Annotated in this window: 18 protein-coding genes; 15 read left to right on the forward strand and 3 right to left on the reverse strand. The window is 66.5% G+C overall.

Going from position 1 to position 21,044, the window contains the following annotated elements; genetic code table 11:
- Positions 1–31 precede the first annotated feature (31 nt).
- On the reverse strand, positions 32–1,438 hold the full coding sequence (locus NVV90_RS07740; RefSeq protein ID WP_258440597.1) for a LysM peptidoglycan-binding domain-containing protein: 1,407 nt from the start codon (positions 1,436–1,438) through the stop codon (positions 32–34).
- Positions 1,439–1,692: 254 nt separating this feature from the next.
- Between NVV90_RS07740 and NVV90_RS07745 the strand changes: the two genes are divergently transcribed.
- Complete coding sequence (locus tag NVV90_RS07745; protein WP_207616320.1) at positions 1,693–2,046, forward strand: Rv2175c family DNA-binding protein; 354 nt, start codon at positions 1,693–1,695, stop codon at positions 2,044–2,046.
- Positions 2,047–2,100: 54 nt separating this feature from the next.
- Here NVV90_RS07745 and NVV90_RS07750 read toward each other — a convergent pair whose 3' ends face one another.
- Positions 2,101–3,195, reverse strand: coding sequence for a polyprenyl synthetase family protein (locus NVV90_RS07750; RefSeq protein ID WP_258440599.1), 1,095 nt, complete (start codon positions 3,193–3,195; stop codon positions 2,101–2,103).
- The gene (locus tag NVV90_RS07755; RefSeq protein ID WP_258440600.1) at positions 3,192–3,740 is read right to left on the reverse strand and encodes a hypothetical protein; all 549 of its coding nucleotides are present in this window, start codon (positions 3,738–3,740) and stop codon (positions 3,192–3,194) included. Before NVV90_RS07755 ends, NVV90_RS07750 begins: the two co-directional genes overlap by 4 nt.
- A 73-nt stretch (positions 3,741–3,813) precedes the next feature.
- Between NVV90_RS07755 and dinB the strand changes: the two genes are divergently transcribed.
- The 14 genes from dinB (at position 3,814) to NVV90_RS07825 (ending at position 20,873) form a co-directional block, all read left to right on the forward strand.
- The gene (gene dinB / locus NVV90_RS07760; RefSeq protein WP_396125362.1) at positions 3,814–5,085 is read left to right on the forward strand and encodes a DNA polymerase IV; all 1,272 of its coding nucleotides are present in this window, start codon (positions 3,814–3,816) and stop codon (positions 5,083–5,085) included.
- Between the two features lie 229 nt (positions 5,086–5,314).
- Positions 5,315–5,683, forward strand: coding sequence for a DUF3040 domain-containing protein (locus NVV90_RS07765; RefSeq protein ID WP_258440601.1), 369 nt, complete (start codon positions 5,315–5,317; stop codon positions 5,681–5,683).
- A gap of 389 nt (positions 5,684–6,072) precedes the next feature.
- Complete coding sequence (gene mraZ / locus NVV90_RS07770) at positions 6,073–6,504, forward strand: division/cell wall cluster transcriptional repressor MraZ (RefSeq protein ID WP_258441105.1); 432 nt, start codon at positions 6,073–6,075, stop codon at positions 6,502–6,504.
- Positions 6,505–6,681: 177 nt separating this feature from the next.
- Complete coding sequence (gene rsmH / locus NVV90_RS07775) at positions 6,682–7,680, forward strand: 16S rRNA (cytosine(1402)-N(4))-methyltransferase RsmH (RefSeq protein ID WP_258440602.1); 999 nt, start codon at positions 6,682–6,684, stop codon at positions 7,678–7,680.
- Entirely contained in the window at positions 7,677–8,372 is a 696-nt protein-coding gene (locus NVV90_RS07780; protein WP_258440603.1) for a hypothetical protein, read from the forward strand. Before rsmH ends, NVV90_RS07780 begins: the two co-directional genes overlap by 4 nt.
- Before the next feature lie 59 nt (positions 8,373–8,431).
- Positions 8,432–10,228, forward strand: a complete 1,797-nt coding sequence (locus NVV90_RS07785; protein WP_258440604.1) for a penicillin-binding protein 2 — start codon at positions 8,432–8,434, stop codon at positions 10,226–10,228.
- A gap of 103 nt (positions 10,229–10,331) precedes the next feature.
- On the forward strand, positions 10,332–11,978 hold the full coding sequence (locus NVV90_RS07790) for a UDP-N-acetylmuramoyl-L-alanyl-D-glutamate--2,6-diaminopimelate ligase (protein ID WP_258440605.1): 1,647 nt from the start codon (positions 10,332–10,334) through the stop codon (positions 11,976–11,978).
- A gap of 6 nt (positions 11,979–11,984) precedes the next feature.
- Entirely contained in the window at positions 11,985–13,481 is a 1,497-nt protein-coding gene (gene murF, locus NVV90_RS07795; RefSeq protein ID WP_258440606.1) for a UDP-N-acetylmuramoyl-tripeptide--D-alanyl-D-alanine ligase, read from the forward strand.
- Positions 13,478–14,587 carry a phospho-N-acetylmuramoyl-pentapeptide-transferase gene (gene mraY / locus NVV90_RS07800; RefSeq protein ID WP_258440607.1) on the forward strand — a complete coding sequence of 370 codons (1,110 nt, stop codon included), beginning with the start codon at positions 13,478–13,480 and terminating at the stop codon, positions 14,585–14,587. The genes murF and mraY overlap by 4 nt, the downstream gene beginning before the upstream one ends.
- Entirely contained in the window at positions 14,569–16,152 is a 1,584-nt protein-coding gene (gene murD, locus NVV90_RS07805) for a UDP-N-acetylmuramoyl-L-alanine--D-glutamate ligase (RefSeq protein ID WP_396125363.1), read from the forward strand. The genes mraY and murD overlap by 19 nt, the downstream gene beginning before the upstream one ends.
- 3 nt (positions 16,153–16,155) lie before the next feature.
- Entirely contained in the window at positions 16,156–17,466 is a 1,311-nt protein-coding gene (gene ftsW, locus NVV90_RS07810) for a putative lipid II flippase FtsW (protein ID WP_258440609.1), read from the forward strand.
- Positions 17,463–18,623, forward strand: coding sequence for an undecaprenyldiphospho-muramoylpentapeptide beta-N-acetylglucosaminyltransferase (gene murG, locus NVV90_RS07815; RefSeq protein WP_258440610.1), 1,161 nt, complete (start codon positions 17,463–17,465; stop codon positions 18,621–18,623). The genes ftsW and murG overlap by 4 nt, the downstream gene beginning before the upstream one ends.
- Positions 18,620–19,990: a UDP-N-acetylmuramate--L-alanine ligase gene (gene murC / locus NVV90_RS07820; RefSeq protein ID WP_258440611.1), complete on the forward strand. Its 1,371-nt coding sequence runs from the start codon at positions 18,620–18,622 to the stop codon at positions 19,988–19,990. The genes murG and murC overlap by 4 nt, the downstream gene beginning before the upstream one ends.
- Complete coding sequence (locus tag NVV90_RS07825) at positions 19,983–20,873, forward strand: cell division protein FtsQ/DivIB (protein ID WP_258440612.1); 891 nt, start codon at positions 19,983–19,985, stop codon at positions 20,871–20,873. Before murC ends, NVV90_RS07825 begins: the two co-directional genes overlap by 8 nt.
- Positions 20,874–21,044 lie beyond the last annotated feature (171 nt).

A 21,044-nucleotide genomic window follows, 5' to 3' on the forward strand; every position in this document is an offset into this window, starting at 1 on the left:
GTCCGGGCCCTGTTCATGTCTGGCTTTACGCCTAGCCGAAGGTCTTCTGGAGAGCCTTCACGGAGGCCACGTAGCGCTTGGTGTCTTCGTACATCCCGTACTTGCTGACCGAGTACTGGCCCTGGTAGTAGCCGGCGATGGCATTGTCCAGGCTGCTGCTGGTGGCCACGAGGGCCCGGATGATGGCGACGCCGGCGGTGGCGTTGTCATAGGGATCCAGGAGGTTGAGCTTCCGGCCCACCAGATCGGACGCCCACTCTCCGGAGGACGGGATGACCTGCATGGTTCCGATGGCATTTGCCGGGGAGACCGCGCGCTGGTCGAAGCCGGATTCCTGTTGCGCAAACGCCAGGGCCAGCGAGGGGTTGACGCCCATGCGCCGTGCGGTGTCCGCCACGATGCCCTTCATCTGCTCGCGGCTGGGAACCGGGGACGCGTTCAGCAGCGCCTTGTTCTGGTTGGCGGAGTTGACCACCGCCGCCGGGTACGTGAAGCCCAGGAAGGAACTCGGAACCAGCGGGGCCGTGCTGCCTGCAGGAGCGGTGCTGCCCGCGGGCTGCAGTGCGGTGGAGCCCGGGATGACCAGCTTCTGGCCCGGGTAGATGATGGTGGTCATCGACAGCTTGTTGGCCGTCAGGAGCGAGGACAGGGAAACACCGTGCCGCCCGGCGATGGCACCAAGGGTGTCCCCGGACTTGATCGTGTAGGAGCCGCCGCTGGCAGGCGCCGCGGGGGCAGCCGCAGGACCGGACGGGGCCGGAGCCGCGGGTGCTGCCGGCTGAGGTGCCGCCGGGGCCGAGGGCGCCGAGCCCGCACCCACCTTGACCTTCTGACCGGGGTAGATGATGGAGCGCATGTTCAGCCCGTTCCAGCTGAACAGCTCGGAGAGGGACACTCCGTGACGGGCCGCGATGGCACTGAGCGTGTCACCGGACTTGACGGTGTAGCTGGCGCCGCCTGATGCCTGCGGAGCCGCCGCTGCCGCGGGCGCTGCCGGGGCGGGAGCGGCCGGCGCGGCAGGAGCCGCGGAGCCGCCCAGCTTGATGGACTGGCCCGGGTAGATGATCGTGTTGACACCGAGGCCGTTCAGCTGCAGCACCGCCGTGGTGCTCAGGCCGAAGCGGCCGGCAATCGCGCTGATGGTGTCGCCGCGGACGATCGTGTAGCTGCTGGGAACAGCAGGCGCCATGGGGCGGAGCGAGCTTGGAATGGCAGCGGGTACGGCGGATGCGGGAATCAGGTTCGCGGTCTGCGCGATGGCCTGCGCCTTCATGGCCGCAGCGAGCGTGGCCGGGATCTTGCGGGGCTGCGATGCAGCATCCGCCGTGGCCGGCTGGGCGAGGGCCAAGGAGGACAGGACGACGGCGGGAAGCGCTGCGGTCGTGGCCGCAATTGCCGGCATGCTCATGGTCCTCTTTGGCGAGCGGGGCGTCGTCATGGGATTGTCCTCATCTCGGCAGCGGGTCCCGAAGGACAGCCGTTCCTGATATCAGTGGTGCCAATGTTACTGAAGTTAGCAATGGTGCAAGAGTGATCAAAATGAATCTCTCACATTTATGGAATCGGCACAAGAAATGCGGAGGTAAGCAGCCAGGGGAATTGTTCTCAGAAAAGCTGCCCGCTGATGGCTCCGGGAAAGTCCGGAGCGGCGCTGGCTAGGCGCGGAGCGGGCCGCCGTGGCAACCTTGATGCGTGAGTAATGTAGAGAGCCTTGTTTCTGATTGGCTGCCGCTGCCCGATATCGCCGAGCTGCTGGAAGTTTCCATCACGAAAGTCCATGGATTGCTGGATGAGCGTGCGCTTGTCGCCATTAGGCGGGGAGAGCGGAACATCCGTTCAGTTCCGGCCCTGTTTATCCAGGACGGCCATGTGGTGGACAGCCTTAAAGGCACCATCGCAGTCCTGAGCGATGCCGGCTACACGGATGAGGAGCTCATTGTCTGGCTCTTCACCCCGGATGAGTCGCTGCGAGGCCGTCCAGTGGACGCCCTGCGGGAAGGCCGCAAGACCGAAATCCGCCGCCGCGCCCAGTCCCTGGCCTGGTAGCCAAGCCATCAAGATATAGAAACTCCTGGCGGCGGCAGTCCGCCGCCAGGAGGGTCAGGCTGCCCGGCTGACCGCTGCCTCGGCAAGCTGCCGCAGGGCGGCGAGGGGCAGTTCGTCCAGGGGCAGCAGCTCAAGGGCTTCGAATGCCGTATCGCTGAGTCCATCGATCATCGACTCCGCAGCTTCAAGTGCCCCGCAGTCGACGATGATGCGCCGGATCTCCGCCACCTCGGTCCCGCCCAGGTCCTGCCGGCCCAGCATGCGGTCGATGTATTCGGATTCCGGGGCCGGAGCCTTCTCGATCGCCAGGTTGACCAGCACGGTCCGCTTCCCTTCGCGGAGGTCGTCTCCAGCGGGCTTGCCGGTGGTTTCCGGATCGCCGAAAACGCCAAGGACGTCGTCCCGCATCTGGAACGCCTCGCCCAGCGGCAGGGAGAACGCCGAATAGTTCCGCAGCAGTTCCTCGCCCGCGCCCGCCAAGGCGCCACCGAGCGCCAGCGGATGCTCCATTGAGTACTTTGCCGATTTGTACCGGATGATCGACTTTGCGCGCTGCACTGCTCCGGCACGGTCGCGGACCGGGCCGGCCACTTCCTCGAGGATGTCCAGGTATTGTCCGGCCATGACCTCTGCCCGCATGAGGTTGAAGATGCGCCGGGACTCGGTGCCCCAGGCCGCGCGGCTGCCGATCTGCGTGAAGGTCTCCTCGCTGAAGGAAAGGCAAAGGTCACCAGTCAGGATGGCTGCGGCATGGCCGAACCTTTCGCTGTCCAGTGCCCAGCCTTCGCGCTCATGGAGCAGGCTGAACCGACGGTGGACGCTGGGCCCGCCGCGGCGCGTGTCGGAGCGGTCGATGATGTCGTCGTGGATAAGTGCGGCGGCCTGGAACAGTTCCAAGGCACACCCGGCAGTCACGACGTCCTCGTGGCCAGTACTGCCTCCGGCTCCCCGCCAGCCCCAGTAGCACATCAGTGCCCGGAGCCGTTTGCCGCCGGTGACAAGGTTCGAGATGGAGCCCATGAGCGGAGCCACGTCCGGAGAAATCCCGGCCATCATGTCCTGCTGGCCTGCCAGGAAACTGCTGAGCTTGCCGGCGACGCCGCCGATGAACAGGTCCTGCTCCTCGCGGAGCTGCTCGGCCGGCGTCACTTGATGGATCCTTCGCTGACGTTGGCACCGATGGTGAATGTCGCCGTGCCGTCCTTTTCCGTGATGGAGACGTTCACGGTTTCGATGTCGCCTCGAAGGAAGTCCTTGGTGGTGACGTCACCCACAGCATCACCCGGAATGGCTTTGAATCCCTGGTCTTCGAAAGCCTTGGTATAGAAGACTGCGACTGCCGCGGCGGCGCCCTGGATACGAGCCACGAGGGCCACCGATGCGGGGGAGGAATTCTTGTCATAACTGCTTGACTGGACGGTTGCGCCGGGCATGAGGGGGATCAGCTGCTGCGGAAAGCCGGCCACAAGTTCGCCCACGGCGGCGGAGGCGCCGGCAACCGGCGCGCTGGACGCTGCGGTCGCCGGTGCAGAAGGCTGCGAGGCCGACGGCGACGGGGTCGCCGCAGTCATCGCCGCCGTCGACGATGTGGCGGATCCGCCCGGCGTGGCGGGCGAGCAGGCCGAGACGGCAAGGGCAACGCCGACGGCGAGCACAGCCAGCCCTTGCGGACGAGGCCTTCCAAAGAGCTTCACAGGGATTTCCCTCCTGGGGTGACGCCGGATTGTGCCTCCAGTTTAGTCAGTGCCCCGGCATAGTATTGCCGGTGTGAGGCCGGAGACGTCCGGCGGTGCCCCCGGCGCCGCCCCAGACCCCGCCCGCGGCCCCGAGGAGGCGCTGCGGGAACTCCGGCGCGCCAGCATCATGCACGTTGACATGGACGCGTTCTTTGTTTCGGTTGAACTCCGCAGCCGTCCGGAACTTCGGGGCAAGCCCGTCATCGTTGGCTTTCCTGCCGAGCGTTCAGTGGTCTTGTCCGCCTCGTACGAGGCCAGGGCCTTGGGCGTCAAATCCGCCATGCCCATGGCGGCGGCCATGCGGATGAGTCCCACGGCGGTGGTGATCAACCCCCGGCACAAGCTGTATTACGAGGTTTCAGACCAGCTGATGGAGATCTTCGGATCCATCACCGATCTGGTGGAGCCGCTGAGCGTGGACGAGGCGTTCCTGGACGTGGGCGGTGCCATCCGCCGGCTGGGTCCGCCGCTCGAAATCGGCAAGTTGGTGCGGCGACGGGTCGCGGCGGAATTGGGCATCACCGCTTCAGTGGGGATCGCCGCGAGCAAATTTGTGGCCAAGATCGCATCCACGCGGTGCAAGCCGGACGGCCTGCTGCTCATTGAGGCCGAGCAGACGGTCCCGTATTTACAGAGCCTTCCCGTCAGCGCACTATGGGGCGTCGGCGGCAAGACGGAACAGGCCCTTGCCCGCCTCGGCATCCGCACCGTGGCGGACGTCGCTGCCACGCCGGTGGCCTCCTTGAAAAAGATGCTCGGAGCCACCGGGGAACATGTGTACCGGCTGGCTTGGGGGATAGACCCCCGCCCCGTGACGCCCACGCGGCTGGAGAAGAGCATCGGATCCGAGGAAACGTTCGCCGTCGATACCTCCGACGCAGCGTTGCTGCACCGTGAGCTCCTGCGGCTGTCCCATCGCACGGCATCCCGGCTCCGCGGGGCCGGGATGCTGGCGCGGACCATTGCCTTGAAGCTTCGCTATGCGGATTTCTCCACCGTGACCCGCAGCCGGACGGTGCAGACTCCCGTTGACAGTGCGCAACTGATCTACCAGGTGGTGGTCCAGCTTCTTGATTCGCTGGGGGACCGGCCCATGACCGTGAGGCTGGTGGGGGTCCGGGCAGAACAGCTGGAACCGGCCGATCAGGCCTCACTTCAGCTGAGCCTGGACCGCCGGGACGACAACTGGCGTGCGGCGGAACAGGCCCTGGACAGGGTTTCCGAGCGCTTCGGCTCCAAGACGCTGCTTCCCGCCAGGCTGCTGGAACAACGCAAGGGCATCAAGCCGACGGAGAATGACTGAACGACGCGGCCATGGCCCGTGGTCGTCTTTCAGAACAGGCCGCGACAAACTATCCTAGATATACAGAGATTTGAAACGTCTGGACAAACTGTCCCTTGGCTGTGGGTCGCTCGGATGTGCCTGAAATTCACCCAGGATTCCGGGAACAATTCGGGAGGCCCATCCGTTCTGGGAACAGACGCACAGGCCGCGAACGCGTCCAGATGCTGGCCGACTAAAGGAGGTCGTGATGCCCCTCTCGGAGCATGAACAGAAGCTGCTTGAGCAACTCGAAAAGCAGCTTCACGAGGACGATCCGAAGTTTGCCAATTCAATGGGGTCGGACCCCATCCGCAGTTGGTCAACCCGGCATGTCATCATCGGAGTCTTGGGTGCCATCGCCGGCATTCTTCTGCTCCTTATCGGCGTGACCACGCAGCTCATCGCCCTGGGTGTGCTGGGCTTCGTCGTCATGGGGGCCGGCGTCTACTTTGCAACGCTCCGTGGTGCAGCCTTTGGCAAAGCCGGAGCGCGCAACCGCAAGCCCGGCAAATCCAAGAGTTCATTCATGAGCAGCCTCGAAGAGCGCTGGGACGAACGCCGCCGCGACGATACCTGATTCACCCAGTACAGGAGATCCGTCCGGCAAGCACCGCCGGCCGCAAACATCAGGTGCCCGATGTTGCTGCCGCTTGGCCGGGCAGCCGTCAGACCCCGCCTCCACTTTGCACCCCGAGTGCCAGGCCACATGCGAAAAAGACCCGCACTGCGGGTCTTTTCGCATTTAAGGGCCCGTTTTGGCCTCTCTCCTCCATTTCCCACCACCGCATCCTCCACTTTCCCCCACGGCCATGGTTCCCTGCGTTCCCGGGGCGATCGAAAGTCAAAGTGGTGGAGAAACGCGCCCGCTTGCGTTGACGGGGGAGCGTTGTGGAGTAAAGTGGAGCGCGTAAGAGGGTAGTGGCAGTGCTGGGGCTGGAACGGTACCTGAAGACAGGCGGGGGGGCGATGTTTCTCGGAACCCATTCGCCGCGTCTTGATGAAAAAGGCCGGATTATCCTTCCCGCGAAGTTCCGCGAGGAACTTGCCGAGGGCCTGGTTCTCACAAGAGGCCAGGAGCGCTGCATCTACGTCTTCAGCCAGCGGGAATTCGAGCGTATTCACGAGTCCATGCGGGAGGCGCCAATTTCCTCCAAGCAGGCTCGCGACTACATCCGGGTTTTCCTCTCTGGAGCCTCTGACGAAGTACCTGACAAGCAGGGGCGCGTGACGATTCCGCCGGCGCTCCGGTCGTATGCAGGGCTCGGCAGGGAACTGGCGGTCATTGGTGCCGGAACCCGCGCGGAAATCTGGGACGCCCAGGCTTGGGAGGAGTACCTCTCCGAGAAGGAAGCCGCTTTCTCGGAGACAGACGACGACACGTTCCCTGGATTCATCTAGGGGCAATGGGGCGGCATCCCTGCTTCTTGGACAGGATCTCCAGCCGCCCATCGGAACGCTTTCCTGGCTCACCTTCCCCGGAGCCAGGCGGACGGGACGACAGGCGCGGATGGGGATCCGGTTTAAGAAGCAGGCAGTGCAGGCCCGGAGCGAACGATTGAGGAATGAGGAGGCAGCGTGGAAGAACAGGACGCGGCAAAGCCCACATCGGAGCGGCACGTGCCCGTCCTGAAGGACCGCTGCATCAACCTGCTGGCGCCCGGGTTCGAAGCGGCACGCAGCCGCGGCGAAACGCCCGTGGTCATCGATGCGACGCTCGGCATGGGCGGCCACTCCGAAGCCATGCTGCAGCGCTACCCCGATCTGCACCTCATCGGCATTGACCGGGACGAGGAAGCCCTCGCTCTGGCAGGAGCACGGCTGGAGCCCTTCTCGGACCGCACGGACCTCGTCCACGCGGTGTACGACGAGATCGCCGACGTCCTGGAGGACCTCGGAGTCCCGGAAGTCCACGGCATCCTCATGGACCTGGGCGTCTCCTCCCTGCAGCTGGACGAACGGGAGCGCGGTTTCGCCTACTCCTACGACGCACCGCTGGACATGCGGATGGACACGAGCCGCGGGCAGACCGCTGCCGACGTCGTTAATAACTACAGCGAAGACGAACTGGTGCGCATCATCCGCAAATGGGGTGAAGAGAAGTTCGCCGGACGCATCGCCAACCGCATTGTGGCCGCCCGCGCCGTCAAGCCCTTCGCCACTACGGGTGAACTTGTGGAACAGATCCGCAGCGTGGTCCCTGCCGCGGCAGCCAAGAGCGGCGGGCACCCGGCCAAACGGACCTTCCAGGCGCTCCGTATCGAGGTCAACGAGGAACTGGATGTCCTGGAACGCGCCGTTCCCGCGGCCGTCGCAGCCCTCGCGATGGGCGGCCGGATCGTAGTGATGTCCTATCACTCACTGGAGGACAAGATCGTGAAGTCCGTCTTCCAGTCCGGTTCCAAATCTTCCGCCCCGCTGGGCTTCCCTGTGGAGCTGGAGGAGCACAAACCGGAACTGAAGACCGTAACCAAGGGCACCGAAGTGCCAACGGCTGCGGAAATCGCCGAAAATTCCCGCGCGGCATCCGCCCGCCTGCGGGCCGTGGAGCGCATCAAAGCGAGGAGAGACGCATGAGCAGCGCCGCAGCGAAGACCCTGCCCTCGGTGGTCGGCAACACCGCCCGTGCCCTGCCGGCAGGCGGTACACGGCCGGAGACCAAAGGGCTCGACGCCGGACGGAAGCCCCGTACGCCGCTGTCCCTCGTGCGCAGCATTCCGGGCAAGCGCCGCGCCCCGTTCGTCGTGCTGTGCTTCACCGTCCTCGCCGCTGCCCTCCTGACGGCCCTCGTCCTGAACATCTCTGTCTCCACGGCGCAGTACGAACTTGTGCAGCTCAAGGCCGATGCGGCCACGCTGGGCAAGCAGAACCAGGACCTCACACAGAAGAAGCAGAACTTCGAGGCTCCGCAGAACCTGGCCGCCAAGGCCGCCGAACTGGGAATGGTGGCATCGACCGTCAAAGGCCAGATCGACCTGGACACCATGACAGTCACCGGAAAGGCGACTCCGGCCGTCAAGGGCGACAACCCCGGTGCGGTCCTTGCGGCCCCGGCCGTCGCCGGCCAGCTCAGCGTCGTTCCGCCAGCGAGCAGCAAGGACCCCCTGGAAGGCCGCAAGTCGGCCGCTCATGCTGCCACCCCGGCAGACCCGGCCACGCCGGCGCCGGCTGCAGGGACTGCCGCCACACCGGCCACGCCAGCAACCCCGGCCGCGAACCTTAACGGCGGCTCCGTGCCCGTCCCGCAGCAGAAGACCCCCGGACAGTAGCCGCCGGTTCACCGACAGCCAAGAGATCACCGACGCAGGGCCAGCAGCAAGGAATCAAAGTGGCGCACACTCCCGGCAAAACCAAATCAGGCAAGGTGCCGGCGGCGAAGAAACGCCTGCGCATCGGGCTGGGCATCATGCTGACCCTGCTGCTCGTGGTCGGCGGGAAGCTCTTCATGGTCCAAGGCCTGGACGTGGGAGGGATGGCGGAAGCCGCCTTCAACAAGCGCCTGACGGCCACCAACCTTCCGGCCGAGCGAGGCAGGATCATCGATGCCAACGGCACCGTGCTCGCCAACAGTGTGCTGCGGTACAACATCGTGGTGGACCAGGTCTTGAACGGTGAAAATGAGACCTTCAAGCGCTACAACCGGGCCACCGAAGAAGTGGACACCATTTCGCGCGATCAGGGAATCACCGAGCTGGCCAGCGCGCTGGGGATGGAAACAGCGAAACTCAAGGAACAGCTGACCGGCGACAAGAAATACTTCATCGTGGCCAGGGACGTCAAGCCCGAGCTGGAAGCCAGGATCATCGAGCTCGGCGTTCCGGGCGTCGGCTCGGAAGGCATCAGCAAACGGGTCTACCCCAACGGCAGCGTGGCAGGCGGGGTTGTCGGATTCCTGAAGGACGGCACCACCGGCCAGGCCGGCATCGAGCAGACCCAGGACGAACTCCTGCGCGGCACGGCAGGCAAGCGGGTCTTCGAGATCGGCGCCGACGGCCTCCGCATCCCCATCGCCACCGATGAACTGACCCCCGCCGTGAACGGCAGCGACGTCAAGCTCACCCTCAACTCGGACCTCCAGTACTTCGCCCAGCAGGCCATTCAGAGCCAGGTCAACAAGCTGAGCGCCGACTGGGGCGTCATCATCGTCATGGACATCAAGACCGGCAACCTGATCGCGCTGGCCGATACCAATGCGCCGGACCCCAACAACCCCGGCGCCGTCGAGGCAAAGGACCGCGGCGTCCGTGCGGTGACAGCGGCGTACGAGCCCGGCTCCGTGGAAAAGATGATCACGGCCGCGGCCGCCATCGAGGAGGGCAAGTCCAGCCCGCTGGACAAGTTCACCATTCCGCCGTCGTTGGTGATCGACGGGCAGCAGTTCACGGACTCCTTTGTCCACGGCACGGAAGAACGCACCCTGGCCGGCATCCTGGGATGGTCCATGAACACCGGCACGGTGATGGTGGGCAGCCGCCTGAGCAAGGACCAGCGCTACGACTGGCTCCGGCGCTTCGGCATCGGCGAGGCCCCGGAGATCGGCCTTCCCTCGGAGGCCACGGGCATCCTGGCCACGCCCGACAAATGGGACGACCGCCAGCAATACACGGTGCTGTTCGGCCAGGGCGTCTCGCAGTCGACCCTGCAGACCGTGCGGGCCTACCAGAGCATCGCCAACGGCGGTGTCATGCTGCAGCCGAGACTCATCGACAGTTACATCAAGCCGGACGGCACGGAGGAGAAGGTGCCCGCCAAGGAACCCCGCACGGTGGTCTCCAAGGAGACCGCCCAGCAGGTCCGGGACATCCTGGAAAGTGCCGTCACGGAGGGGCAGATCAAGGACGCCGCCATTGATGGCTACCGGGTGGGTGCGAAGACGGGAACGTCGGAGGCGCCGCGCGAGGACGGGCTGCCGGGTTTCGACGGCTACACGGCATCCATGGTGGGCATGGCCCCCATGGATGATCCGCGCTTCATCGTCGAGGTGGTCCTGCAGAGGCCCAAGGGGAGCATCTACGGCATCACCAACGGACCGGTCTTCCGCTCGGTCATGAGCCAGGTGCTCAGGAGCTACGACGTCGCTCCGTCCACGGGCACCCCGGTGCGGCTGCCCCAGTTCGTCAAGTAAGCTTTTTGGGCGTCCGTATCGGCCAAAACACGATCCACCCATGCCGGACCGGGCGCCATTGGCTTCCGGGCCGCCAGTTCCACGAGCACCAACGGAGAACCATTTGTCAGAGCAGAACCAGGCCGCTTCCACCCCTGCCCCCAGCGACGGGCCGGCCGCGGGCAATACGGGGTTCCGCCCTGCCTACGTGGCAGCCGTGCCGCTTGAAACCATAGCGGAGGCGCTCGGCGTTGCCCTGCCCGCCGGCTCCGGGAATGCCGGCGTCACCGGCATCTCGCTGAACTCGCGCACCGTAGAGCCGGGGGATCTGTACATGGCGCTGCCCGGCGCCTCCCGGCACGGCGCGGACTTCGCCCGGCAGGCCATCGACGCCGGAGCCGTCGCATTGGTAACGGACGACGCCGGAGCACGCCAGCTCGCGATGTCCGGCGACCTTGCCGTCCCCGTCTTCGTCGTCGGGACGCCGCGGACGGCCGTGGGTCCGCTGGCCGCCCTGATCTACCGCAGCCAGCCCGCCGACGGCGTGTTCCCCAGGCTCCTAGGCGTCACAGGCACCAACGGGAAGACCACCACCACCTACTTCATCAACTCCCTGCTGCGGGCACTGGGCAAGACACCCGGGCTCATCGGCACCATCGAGATCCTGGCCGGCGCTGACCCGATTCCCAGCCTGCTGACCACCCCCGAATCCACGGATGTCCACGCGCTGCTGGCCCTCATGCGCGAACGCGGATTGGAGGCGGCCTCCATGGAGGTTTCCTCGCACGCGGTGTCCTTCCACCGCGTGGACGGCGTGGTCTTCGACGTCGTGGGCTTCACCAACCTGACCCAGGACCACCTGGACCTGCACGGCAGCATGGAGGAGTACTTCCGGACCAAGGCCGAGCTGTTCACGGCCGGCAGGGCCCGCCACGCCGTCGTCACAGTGGACGACGCCTGGGGCCGGCAGTTGGCCGCGGAGGCCGGGATTCCGGTCACCACGCTTGCCACGAACGGCCCGGAGGCCGGCGCAGACTGGGCTGTGGCCGCAGTGGCCGCCCGCGGCCTCGGCAGCGACTTCGAACTCAGGAGCAGGGAGGGGCACGTCCTCCGCCTTCACACCGGCCTGCCCGGCGACTTCAACGTGGCCAATGCCGCCCTTGCCGCCGTCATGGTGCTGGCCACGGGCGTCGATCCCGTAACCCTGCAGGCAGCCCTGGACAGGCACGACCCGTTCACCGTGGCCGTTCCCGGCCGCATGCAGCTGATCTCCAACTCCCCGGCCTCGGTTGTGGACTTTGCCCACAACCCGGACGCCTTGGCGCGTGCCCTGGAGGCCGTCCGTTCCCCGGAACCCGGCTCCAAGGTCATCGTTGTCTTCGGTGCCACGGGGCAGCGGGACCAGGGCAAACGCCCCACCATGGGTGCCATCGCGGCCCGGCTGGCCGACGTCGTGATCATCAGCGACGATGACCCCCACGACGAGGACGCCGCCGCCATCCGTGCCGACGTCCTGGCCGGTGCCTACGCCGCACGCGATGCTGAGAAACTGGGCTGCGAAATCCTCGAGGCCTTCCCGAGGGACGCCGCCATCCGCCAGGCCGTGGACGCGGCAACCGCCAAGGACACCATCCTGGTGGCGGGCCGTGGCCACGAAGTCTGGCAAGAAGTAAAGGGCGTCAACCTGGCCCTTGATGACCGTGTTGAACTCAGGGCTGCCTTGGCAGCCAAGGGATTCAGCGTTTCCACGGACCACCGGATAGAGTCCTGAACCGAGATGATTGCACTTACTGCGGCGGAAATCGCCGACATCACCCATGGCCGCCTGACGGGGGAGCCGAGCATTGCGCCGGTCTCCGTCGTCACCGATTCCCGGGAAGCAACGGCCGGTTCGCTGTACGTCGCCAAACCTGGCGAGCACGCCGACGGCCACGACTACATCGGCGCCGCCTTCAGCCGCGGTGCGGTGCTGACCTTGAGCGAACGCGAAGTGCTCGGCGAGGACGGACAGCCGTTCCCCGCCGTCGTCGTTGACGATGCCGTGGCAGCCATGGGCGCCCTGGCTGCCGAGTCGGTCCGCCGTATCCGCGCCATCCGCGCGGAGCGCGGAGAGGACTTCACCGTCATCGGGATCACCGGCTCGGCCGGCAAGACCACCACCAAGGACCTGCTCGCGGGCATCCTGTCCCGGGCCGGGGCCACCGTGGCACCGCGGGGTTCCTACAACGGTGAAGTCGGCGTGCCGCTGACCGTCTTCGGCGCCGGTGCCGACACCCGCTACCTCGTCATCGAAATGGGCGCCACCGGCGTGGGCCACATCAGCTACCTGGCGGACATGGTGCGCCCTGAAATCGGCGTGGTCCTCGGAGTGGGCACCGCCCATGCCGGTGAGTTCGGCGGTGTGGACAACATTGCCAAGGCCAAGGGCGAGCTCCTGGAGGCCCTGCCCGAGTCCGGTACGGCGATCATCAACCTTGACGATTCCCGCGTCGCCGCTATGCGGCCGCGCACCACGGCCAGGGTCCTGGGCTTCAGCGCGGACGCCCCCGCCGATGCCGAAGGCACTGTCCAGGCCCGCAACCTGACGGTCAACGCCGGCGGCCACCCCTGCTTTGACCTGGTGCTGCCCGACGGCGGTCCCGCCCTTCCGGTGGCGAGCCGGCTGATCGGCGCCCACCACGTCACCAACCTCCTCGCAGCGGCGGCCGCGGCATCCGCCGCCGGCATCCCGGCGTCGGACATTGCGGAGGCCCTCAGCGGGCAGGCAGCCGCCAGCCGCTGGCGGATGGAACGCACAGAACGGGCAGACGGCGTCACCATCATCAACGATGCCTACAACGCGAACCCGGAGTCGATGCGCGCGGCCCTGCGCACCCTGGCCGACCTTGGCCAGGGCAGGCGCACCTGGGCCGTCCTGGGAGCCATGCTGGAACTCGGCGAGGACTCCATCCGGGAGCACACCGCGGTGGGCACCCAGGTGGTGCGGCTGAACATTTCCCGGCTGGTGGTGGTGGGCCGGCCCGCCCGCTCCCTGTACATTTCCGCGATCCAGGAAGGTTCGTGGGGCGATGAGTGCAGTTTCACGGAGACCTTGGACGAGGCCTACGAACTCCTCCAGGCCGAGCTCCAGCCCGGAGACCTGGTCCTATTCAAATCGTCCAACGGGGTGGGGCTCCGGCATTTGGGTGACAGGATAGCATTACCCCCACAAGCCAAGGCGACTGGGGAACACGCGGCCGAAGCTGCCGCCACTGAAGGGAAAGAGCTGCTGTGATTGCACTTCTGGTCGGCGCAGGCGTCGCTCTCCTTGTGTCCCTGATCGGCACACCCCTTTTCATCCGGTTCCTCGTTGCGAAGAGCTACGGCCAGTTCATCCGTGATGACGGGCCCACCTCGCACCACACCAAGCGTGGAACCCCCACCATGGGCGGCGCCGTGGTGGTCCTCGCCGTGCTCATCAGCTACGGGCTGACGCACCTGATCATGTGGATGATGAATCCGCGTTCCCCGGGCCCTTCCGCCTCCGGCCTCCTGCTGCTTTTCCTGATGGTGGGCATGGGGTTCGTGGGCTTCCTCGATGACTTCATCAAGATCAGCAACAAACGCAGCCTGGGCCTGAACGCCAAGTGGAAACTGATCCTGCAGGCCGCCGTCGGCATTGTCTTTGCAGTGTTGGTCCTCCAGTTCCCGGACGCGGACGATATCACTCCGGCCTCCACGCAGATTTCCCTCGTCCGCGACATTCCATGGCTGGACCTCGCCTTCGGCGGCACCGTGCTGGGCGCCATCCTGTTCGTGGTCTGGTCGAACCTGATCATCACCGCAGCCACGAACGGCGTGAACCTGACCGACGGCCTGGACGGCCTGGCGGCCGGAGCGTCCATCATGGTCTTCGGCGCCTACACGATCATGGGGATCTGGCAGAACAACCAGGCCTGTGGTTCGCCGCGCGAAGCGGGAAGCGGCTGCTACACCGTCCGCGACCCCCTGGACCTGGCCTTGCTGGCAGCCATCCTCAGTGCCGCCCTGGTGGGCTTCCTGTGGTGGAACACATCCCCGGCCAAGATCTTCATGGGCGACACCGGGTCCTTGGCCATCGGCGGCGCCGTGGCGGCCTTCGCCATCCTGTCCCGCACCGAGCTCCTGCTCGGCATCATCGGTGGGCTCTTCGTGCTCATCACGCTGTCGGTCATCATCCAGGTGGGCTACTTCAAAATGACCGGCGGTAAACGGTTCTTCAAAATGGCGCCGCTGCAGCACCATTTCGAGCTCAAAGGCTGGGCCGAGATCACCGTGGTGGTCCGCTTCTGGATCCTCTGCGGGCTTTTTGTGGCCGCCGGCCTTGGTATTTTCTACGCTGAATGGGTGGTGCTGCTGTGAACGGAAATCCTGAATCCATGACGGCCAACGACAGGCTCGCCGGCCTCACCAGCTGGGACGCTGACTGGAGCGGGCTGCGCGTTGTGGTCACCGGCATCGGCGTCTCCGGCTTCGCCGCCGCCGACACCCTGATTGAACTCGGCGCCAAGGTGGTGGTGGTGGACGCCGCCACCACCGCCAAGGCCGCAGCACAGGCGGACACGCTGAAGATCGTCGGGGCCCTGGATGTCCTGCTCGGTCAGGACGCCGTGAACGCCCTTCCCCGGGTGGAGGGTGCGCTGCCCGAGCTCGTGGTGACATCACCGGGCTGGCGCCCGGACCAGGCCCTGCTGGCCGCCGCCAAACGCAAGCACATCCCGGTGTGGGGCGACGTCGAACTGGCCTGGCGCCTGCGGGAACGCAAGGGACGCAAGACGGCGGACTGGCTCGCCATCACCGGCACCAACGGCAAGACCACCACCGTGGGCATGACCGAATCCATGCTCCAGGCCGCGGGACTCAAGGCCATTGCCGTCGGCAACGTCGGCACGCCCATCCTTGACGCCCTCCGCGATCCCGTGGAATACGACGCGTTCGCCGTGGAACTCTCCAGCTTCCAGCTGCACTGGAGCCACTCGCTGTCCCCGGTGGCCAGTGTGTGCCTCAACGTTGCCGAGGACCACGTGGACTGGCACGGCTCCTACACGTCCTACCTGGCAGACAAAGCCAAGGTCTACGCGAACACGCAAAAGGCCGCCATTTTCAATGCCGAGCAGATCGAGACCGAGCGGATGGTGGAAGACGCCGACGTCGTGGAAGGCTGCCGTGCGATCGGTTTCACCACGCTGACCCCGGCGGTCAGCATGCTCGGCGTGGTCGAAGGGCTCTTGGTGGACCGCGCCTTCATCGCCGAACGCAAGGACTCGGCCGCGGAACTCGCCTCGATGGCGGACCTTGGCCCGGTGGCACCGCGCCATATGGTGGCCAACGCACTCGCGGCAGCCGCCCTGGTCCGCGCCTACGGCGTTGAACCGGCCGCCGTCCGGCAGGGACTGCTCAACTACCTGCCCGGCGACCACCGGATCCAGCCCATTGCCAAGCAAAACGGCGTGCTGTGGATCAACGACTCCAAGGCGACCAACCCGCACGCTGCCTCGGCCGCCCTGTCTGCCTTCCAGAACGTTGTGTGGATCGCAGGCGGACTGTCCAAGGGCGTCAACTATGACGAGCTGGTCAAGGAGCACGCCCCCAGGCTCAAGGCCGTGGTGCTGATCGGCACCGATACCGCGGACCTTGAAGCGTCCCTGCAGCGACACGCACCGGATGTCCCGGTGATCAGCCAGCCCAAGGGCGACACTGAAATGGTGCAGACCGCCGGAGCCGCCGCTTCGCCGATCTTCGGCGACACCGTGATGGCCCAGGCCGTTGCCTCGGCGGCGGAGGTGGCCGTTTCCGGCGACACGGTCCTCATGGCCCCCGCGGCTGCATCCATGGATCAGTTCTCTTCCTACGCTCACCGTGGCGACGCTTTCATCCAGGCAGTTCGCGAGCTCGTGGAAGGGCAGGCACAGACCACCGAGGAGTAGCACATGGTCAGCACGCCCACCCGTAATCGCGGCAAGGAACCCGCAGGAGGGCAGACCCGGCCCGTGGCGAAGGATGCCAAGCGGCCCTCCGGGCTCCGCGGACACCTCCGCGGCTTCTGGGACCGGGTTGAGGGCAAGAGCAAGGCCCCCAACAGCTCCACGTACTACCTGATCCTCGGCTGTGCGCTGGCCCTGACGGCCATCGGCATCATGATGGTGCTCTCCGCGTCCAGCGTCGAAGCCATTTCCGAGGGCAAGTCGCCGTACGCCGACGCCATGAAGCAGGCCGGCTTCGGGGCGATCGGGGTGGTGGGGATGTACGTCATCTCCCGCACCGACGTCAGCTGGATGAAAAGGTTGTCCTGGTGGGCCCTGGGCGCCGTGGTCGTTCTGCTTGTCCTCGTCCAGGTCATGGGCCGCAGCGTCAACGGCAACAAGAACTGGATCGACTTCGGCGGGGTTACGCTCCAACCCTCGGAGACCGCCAAGCTGGTCCTGTGCATCTGGATCGCGGCCGTGCTGGCGCGGAAGCAGAAACTGCTCCACCGCTGGTGGCACGTCATCATCCCCGTTATTCCGGGGGCCGGGCTGGTCATTGTTCTTGTCATGCTGGGCAACGACCTCGGCACGGTCATCGTTATCGCGGCCATCCTGGCGGCCGGGCTGTTCTTCGCCGGTGTTCCCGCACGGATGCTGTTGATCGCCGGCGTCATAGGCGCCATCGGCGCCACGGTTGCCACCGCCAGCAGCGCCAACCGCATCTGCCGCATCACGTCCTGGCTCGGCAACCCCTCACAAAGCTGCATTGAGCAGTTCGACTTCGCATTCCAGTCCACGAACGGCATGTACGGACTGGCGCAGGGCAGCTGGACCGGCCTCGGACTCGGCCAGAGCCGGCAGAAGTACAACTGGCTCCCCGAGGCCCACAACGACTTCATCTTCGCCATCATCGGCGAGGAACTGGGACTCGTGGGCACCACCGTGGTGCTGGTGCTCTTCGCCATCCTGGGCATCGCCATCTTCCGGGTGGTGGTCCGCCAGAAGGATCCCTTCCAGCGCACCCTGGCCGGCGGAATCATGGTCTGGCTCCTGGGTCAGGCATGCATGAACATGGCGGTGGTCACGCAGCTGCTCCCGGTTATCGGCGTGCCGTTGCCATTCATCTCCTATGGCGGTTCTGCGTTGGTGATGTCGCTATGCGGGGTGGGCGTAGTGTTGTCTTTGGCCCGGTCCCAGCTGGCTCCCAGCCACCGCCCCCGGCTGTTCCCGTGGCGTCCTTCGAAAACTGCACGAAAGCGTATTAGCACTTCATGAATCGCGAGTCCTTGCCCCAGCCAGCCGCAGCCCCCCAGCCAGGCTCCGAGCCCCAGCCCAGCACAGGGCCCCTGTCCGTGGTCCTTGCCGGCGGTGGAACGGCGGGCCACATCAGCCCGCTCCTTGCGATCGCCGACGCCGTGAAGGCATCCCGCCCGGAGGCGGCCATCCTCGCCGTGGGTACCCCGGGCGGCATGGAAACGCGCCTGGTGCCCGAGGCCGGCTACGAACTGGCGACGATCGACCGCGTGCCGTTCCCGCGGAAGCCGTCCCTCGATCTCCTGAAGCTCCCGGGCCGGCTGGCGGGCGCGGTCCGGCAGGCCGGCCGCATCCTGGACGAGGCCCACGCGGACGTGCTGGTGGGTGTCGGCGGTTATGTCTGCACCCCCATGTACCTGGCCGCGCGCCGCCGCAGGATCCCCATCGTCATCCACGAGGCCAACACGCGGCCGGGCCTGGCCAACCGCGTTGGCGCGCTCTTCAGCAAACACGTCGCAGTGGCCTTCGCCGGGACCCGCCTGCGGCACGCCCGCCATGTGGGCATGCCCATGCGCCGGGCCATCTCCGGCCTGGACCGCGCCGCTGCCGCGCCCGCGGCCAAGGCAGCGCTGGGGCTCGACGCCGGCCGGCCCGCCCTGATCGTCACCGGCGGCTCCTCCGGAGCCCTGAGCATCAACCGCACCATCGCCGGCGCCCTTGGTGCCCTGGCCGGTGCCGGCATCCAGACACTGCACATCACCGGCCGCGGGAAGGCCGTCGTGGACGCCGACGGCGGCCTGCTGGCCGCCGAGGGCTACCGGCAGGTGGAATATGTGGACGGCATGGAAAACGTGTACGCCGCCGCCGATGTCCTCCTGGCTCGCGCCGGAGCCGCAACGGTCAGCGAAGTGGCAGCCGTCGGCGTCCCCGCCGTTTTCGTCCCCCTGCCCATCGGCAACGGCGAGCAGGCCCTGAACGCCGCTGCCCTGGTAGAGGCCGGGGGAGCCCTCCTAGTGGACGATAAGGCATTGAGCGCCGCTTGGCTGGCGGCCGAGCTGATCCCCTTGCTCGGGGACAAGGAGCGGCTCGACGACATGGCCCGGAGGTCCGAGGCACTCGGCATCAGAAACGCCGATCAGCGCATGGCTGATCTTGTCCTGGAAGCGGTATCCGCATGACACCCCAGCTTGAACTCCCGTCCCTTGGCCGTGTCCACTTCATTGGGATCGGCGGCGTGGGCATGTCCGCCGTGGCCCGGATCATGGTGGCCCGCGGTGTTGCCGTGAGCGGTTCCGACGCCAAGGATCTCCCGGTCATGCGAGACCTCGCGGCCGCCGGCGCCAGGATCGCGGTCGGCTACGCAGCGGAGAACCTCGGCGATGCCCAGACCGTCGTGGCCGGATCCGCTATCCGGGCCGACAACCCGGAACTCGCGGCCGCCCGTGCCGCAGGCCTCCCGGTGCTGCACCGCTCCGAGGCCCTGGCCGCCACCATGGCGAACGACCGCGTGGTCACTGTCGCCGGAACGCACGGCAAGTCCACCACCACCTCGATGGTGGCCGTCCTCCTGAAGGAGGCCGGACTGGACCCGTCCTTCGCAATCGGCGCCAACGTGCCGGCCCTCGGCGTGAACGCTGCCCACGGGGCCTCGGACATCTTCGTGGCAGAGGCGGATGAATCCGACGGTTCCTTCCTGAATTACCGGCCGCTGATCGCGGTCGTCACGAACGTCGAGGCCGACCACCTGGACCACTACGGCACGGCCGAGGCCGTGTACGCCTCCTTTGATGCGTTCGCGGCGCTCCTGCCCGCCAGCGGAGCCCTGCTGGCCTGTGCCGACGACGCCGGCGCCCGTGCCCTGGCCGCGCGCACCACGGAGCGAGGGACCACGCGCGTGCTGACGTACGGCACCTCCGAGGACGCCGATATCCGGCTGTACGACGGCGGACCCGGCGACGTCTGGGTGTCCGACGGCGGCGAACGCCACCGTCTGGACCTCCAGGTCCCCGGTCGGCACAACGCCCTCAACGCGGCCGCTGCCTTCGCCGTTGCCGTCGAGCTCGGGGTGGATGCCGCAGCCGCTGCTGCCGCGCTGGGCCACTTCAGCGGCGCCTCGCGCCGGTTCGAGTTCAAGGGCGAGGGGGGCGGAATCCGTGTCTACGACGACTACGCCCACCACCCCACGGAAGTCCGGGCCGCGCTGTCGGCCGCCCGCTCTGTGGCCGGCGGGAACAAGGTCCATGTCCTGTTCCAGCCGCACCTTTTCTCCCGGACCCGTGAATTCGCGCGCGAATTTGCCGAGGCGCTCAACACGGCCGATACCGCGCTGGTCCTGGACATCTACCCGGCCCGGGAGGACCCGATCCCCGGCGTCACCAGCACGCTGATCACCGAGCACCTGACGTTCGGGGGCCTTGTGGCTGCAGGCGAGGACGCAGTGGCCGCAGTGCTGGCAGCGGCCGGCCAGGGCGACATCGTGCTGACCGTCGGCGCGGGGGACGTGACTTCCTACGGGCCGCGGATCGTCGAGGCCCTCGGTGGCTAGCCCCCGGAAACCTGGCCTCAGGCCCGGCGCGACGTCCCGGCCGGGCGTTTCGTCGGAATCCGGCGCCGTCATCAGCGCCGAGCGTGCCATCGAACCCGAGGCGCCGCAGTCCGGGAAGCCGCAGACCAAGAGTCCGCAGGCCAAGAGTCCACAGCCCGGCAGCAATGTCATCGAGTTCCCGGAGCCCAAGGGGCGTCGGAAACGCCGCATCCTCCTGTGGGTCGCCGCAGCCGTGGCAGCGTTTGTGGCCGCCGTGGTTGCCGGGGCCGTCTACTCTCCGGTCCTTGCGGTCCAGACCATCACCGTGGACGGAACCAAGCTGCTGGCTCCGGCCGCCGTGCAGAAGGCACTCGCCGCCGTCGAGGGCAAACCGCTCCCGCAGCTCAGCGAGCAGGAAGTCACGGAGCTCCTCAAACCGCTCGTTCAGGTCCGCTCGGCGACCATCGAGGCCAGGCCGCCGTCGGAACTGCTGGTGCATGTTGTCGAACGCGTGCCCGTGGCGTTGGCCAAGCAGGGGGAGTCGTACGTCATGGTCGATGTGGACGGCATCCACCTCGGGGTCACGAAGGATCCCGCCGAGGTGCCGCTTCCGCTGATCGATGCAGGCGCCGGCACCACCAACACCGAGCTGTTCAAGGTCATCACCGCCGTCCTGGACACCCTCCCTGCGGACGTGCTGGCAAAGCTCTCCGCGGCCTCGGCCAAGTCGGCGGACGCCGTGGAGCTGCGCCTGGACGACGGCAAGACGGTAGTGTGGGGCAATGCCGAGGACAAAGAGCTCAAAGCCAAGGCGCTGGAGGCTCTCCTGAAGATGCCGCCGAACCCCAAGGTTCCCATCAACGTCTACGACGTCAGCACACCGCGGCATCCATTCACCAAATAGAGGCAGCAGCAGGTAACAAGTGACCGGACAGGGCCTTATTTCGCCCCATTCAGGCGACACGCGGAAGCGGTCATTGAATGTGCGAACCATAGGAAATACGGTCACCAGTAGAGTTACTTGACATAACAACAACCTTCAACTAGAGGGTTAAGGTCCAGACTTCACGTTGGA

The sequence above is a fragment of the Arthrobacter sp. CJ23 genome (assembly GCF_024741795.1).
Taxonomy (GTDB): Bacteria; Actinomycetota; Actinomycetes; order Actinomycetales; family Micrococcaceae; genus Arthrobacter.

Excerpts from the sequence above, each read along its gene's own strand:
- mraZ (WP_258441105.1), top strand. The coding sequence starts at position 6,073 with ATGTTTCTCGGAACCCATTCGCCGCGTCTTGATGAAAAAGGCCGGATT.
- ftsW (WP_258440609.1), top strand. The coding sequence starts at position 16,156 with ATGGTCAGCACGCCCACCCGTAATCGCGGCAAGGAACCCGCAGGAGGG.
- murG (WP_258440610.1), top strand. The coding sequence starts at position 17,463 with ATGAATCGCGAGTCCTTGCCCCAGCCAGCCGCAGCCCCCCAGCCAGGC.
- NVV90_RS07765 (WP_258440601.1), top strand. The coding sequence starts at position 5,315 with ATGCCCCTCTCGGAGCATGAACAGAAGCTGCTTGAGCAACTCGAAAAG.
- NVV90_RS07780 (WP_258440603.1), top strand. The coding sequence starts at position 7,677 with ATGAGCAGCGCCGCAGCGAAGACCCTGCCCTCGGTGGTCGGCAACACC.
- murF (WP_258440606.1), top strand. The coding sequence starts at position 11,985 with ATGATTGCACTTACTGCGGCGGAAATCGCCGACATCACCCATGGCCGC.
- murD (WP_396125363.1), top strand. The coding sequence starts at position 14,569 with ATGGGTGGTGCTGCTGTGAACGGAAATCCTGAATCCATGACGGCCAAC.
- NVV90_RS07740 (WP_258440597.1), bottom strand. The coding sequence starts at position 1,438 with ATGACGACGCCCCGCTCGCCAAAGAGGACCATGAGCATGCCGGCAATT.
- murC (WP_258440611.1), top strand. The coding sequence starts at position 18,620 with ATGACACCCCAGCTTGAACTCCCGTCCCTTGGCCGTGTCCACTTCATT.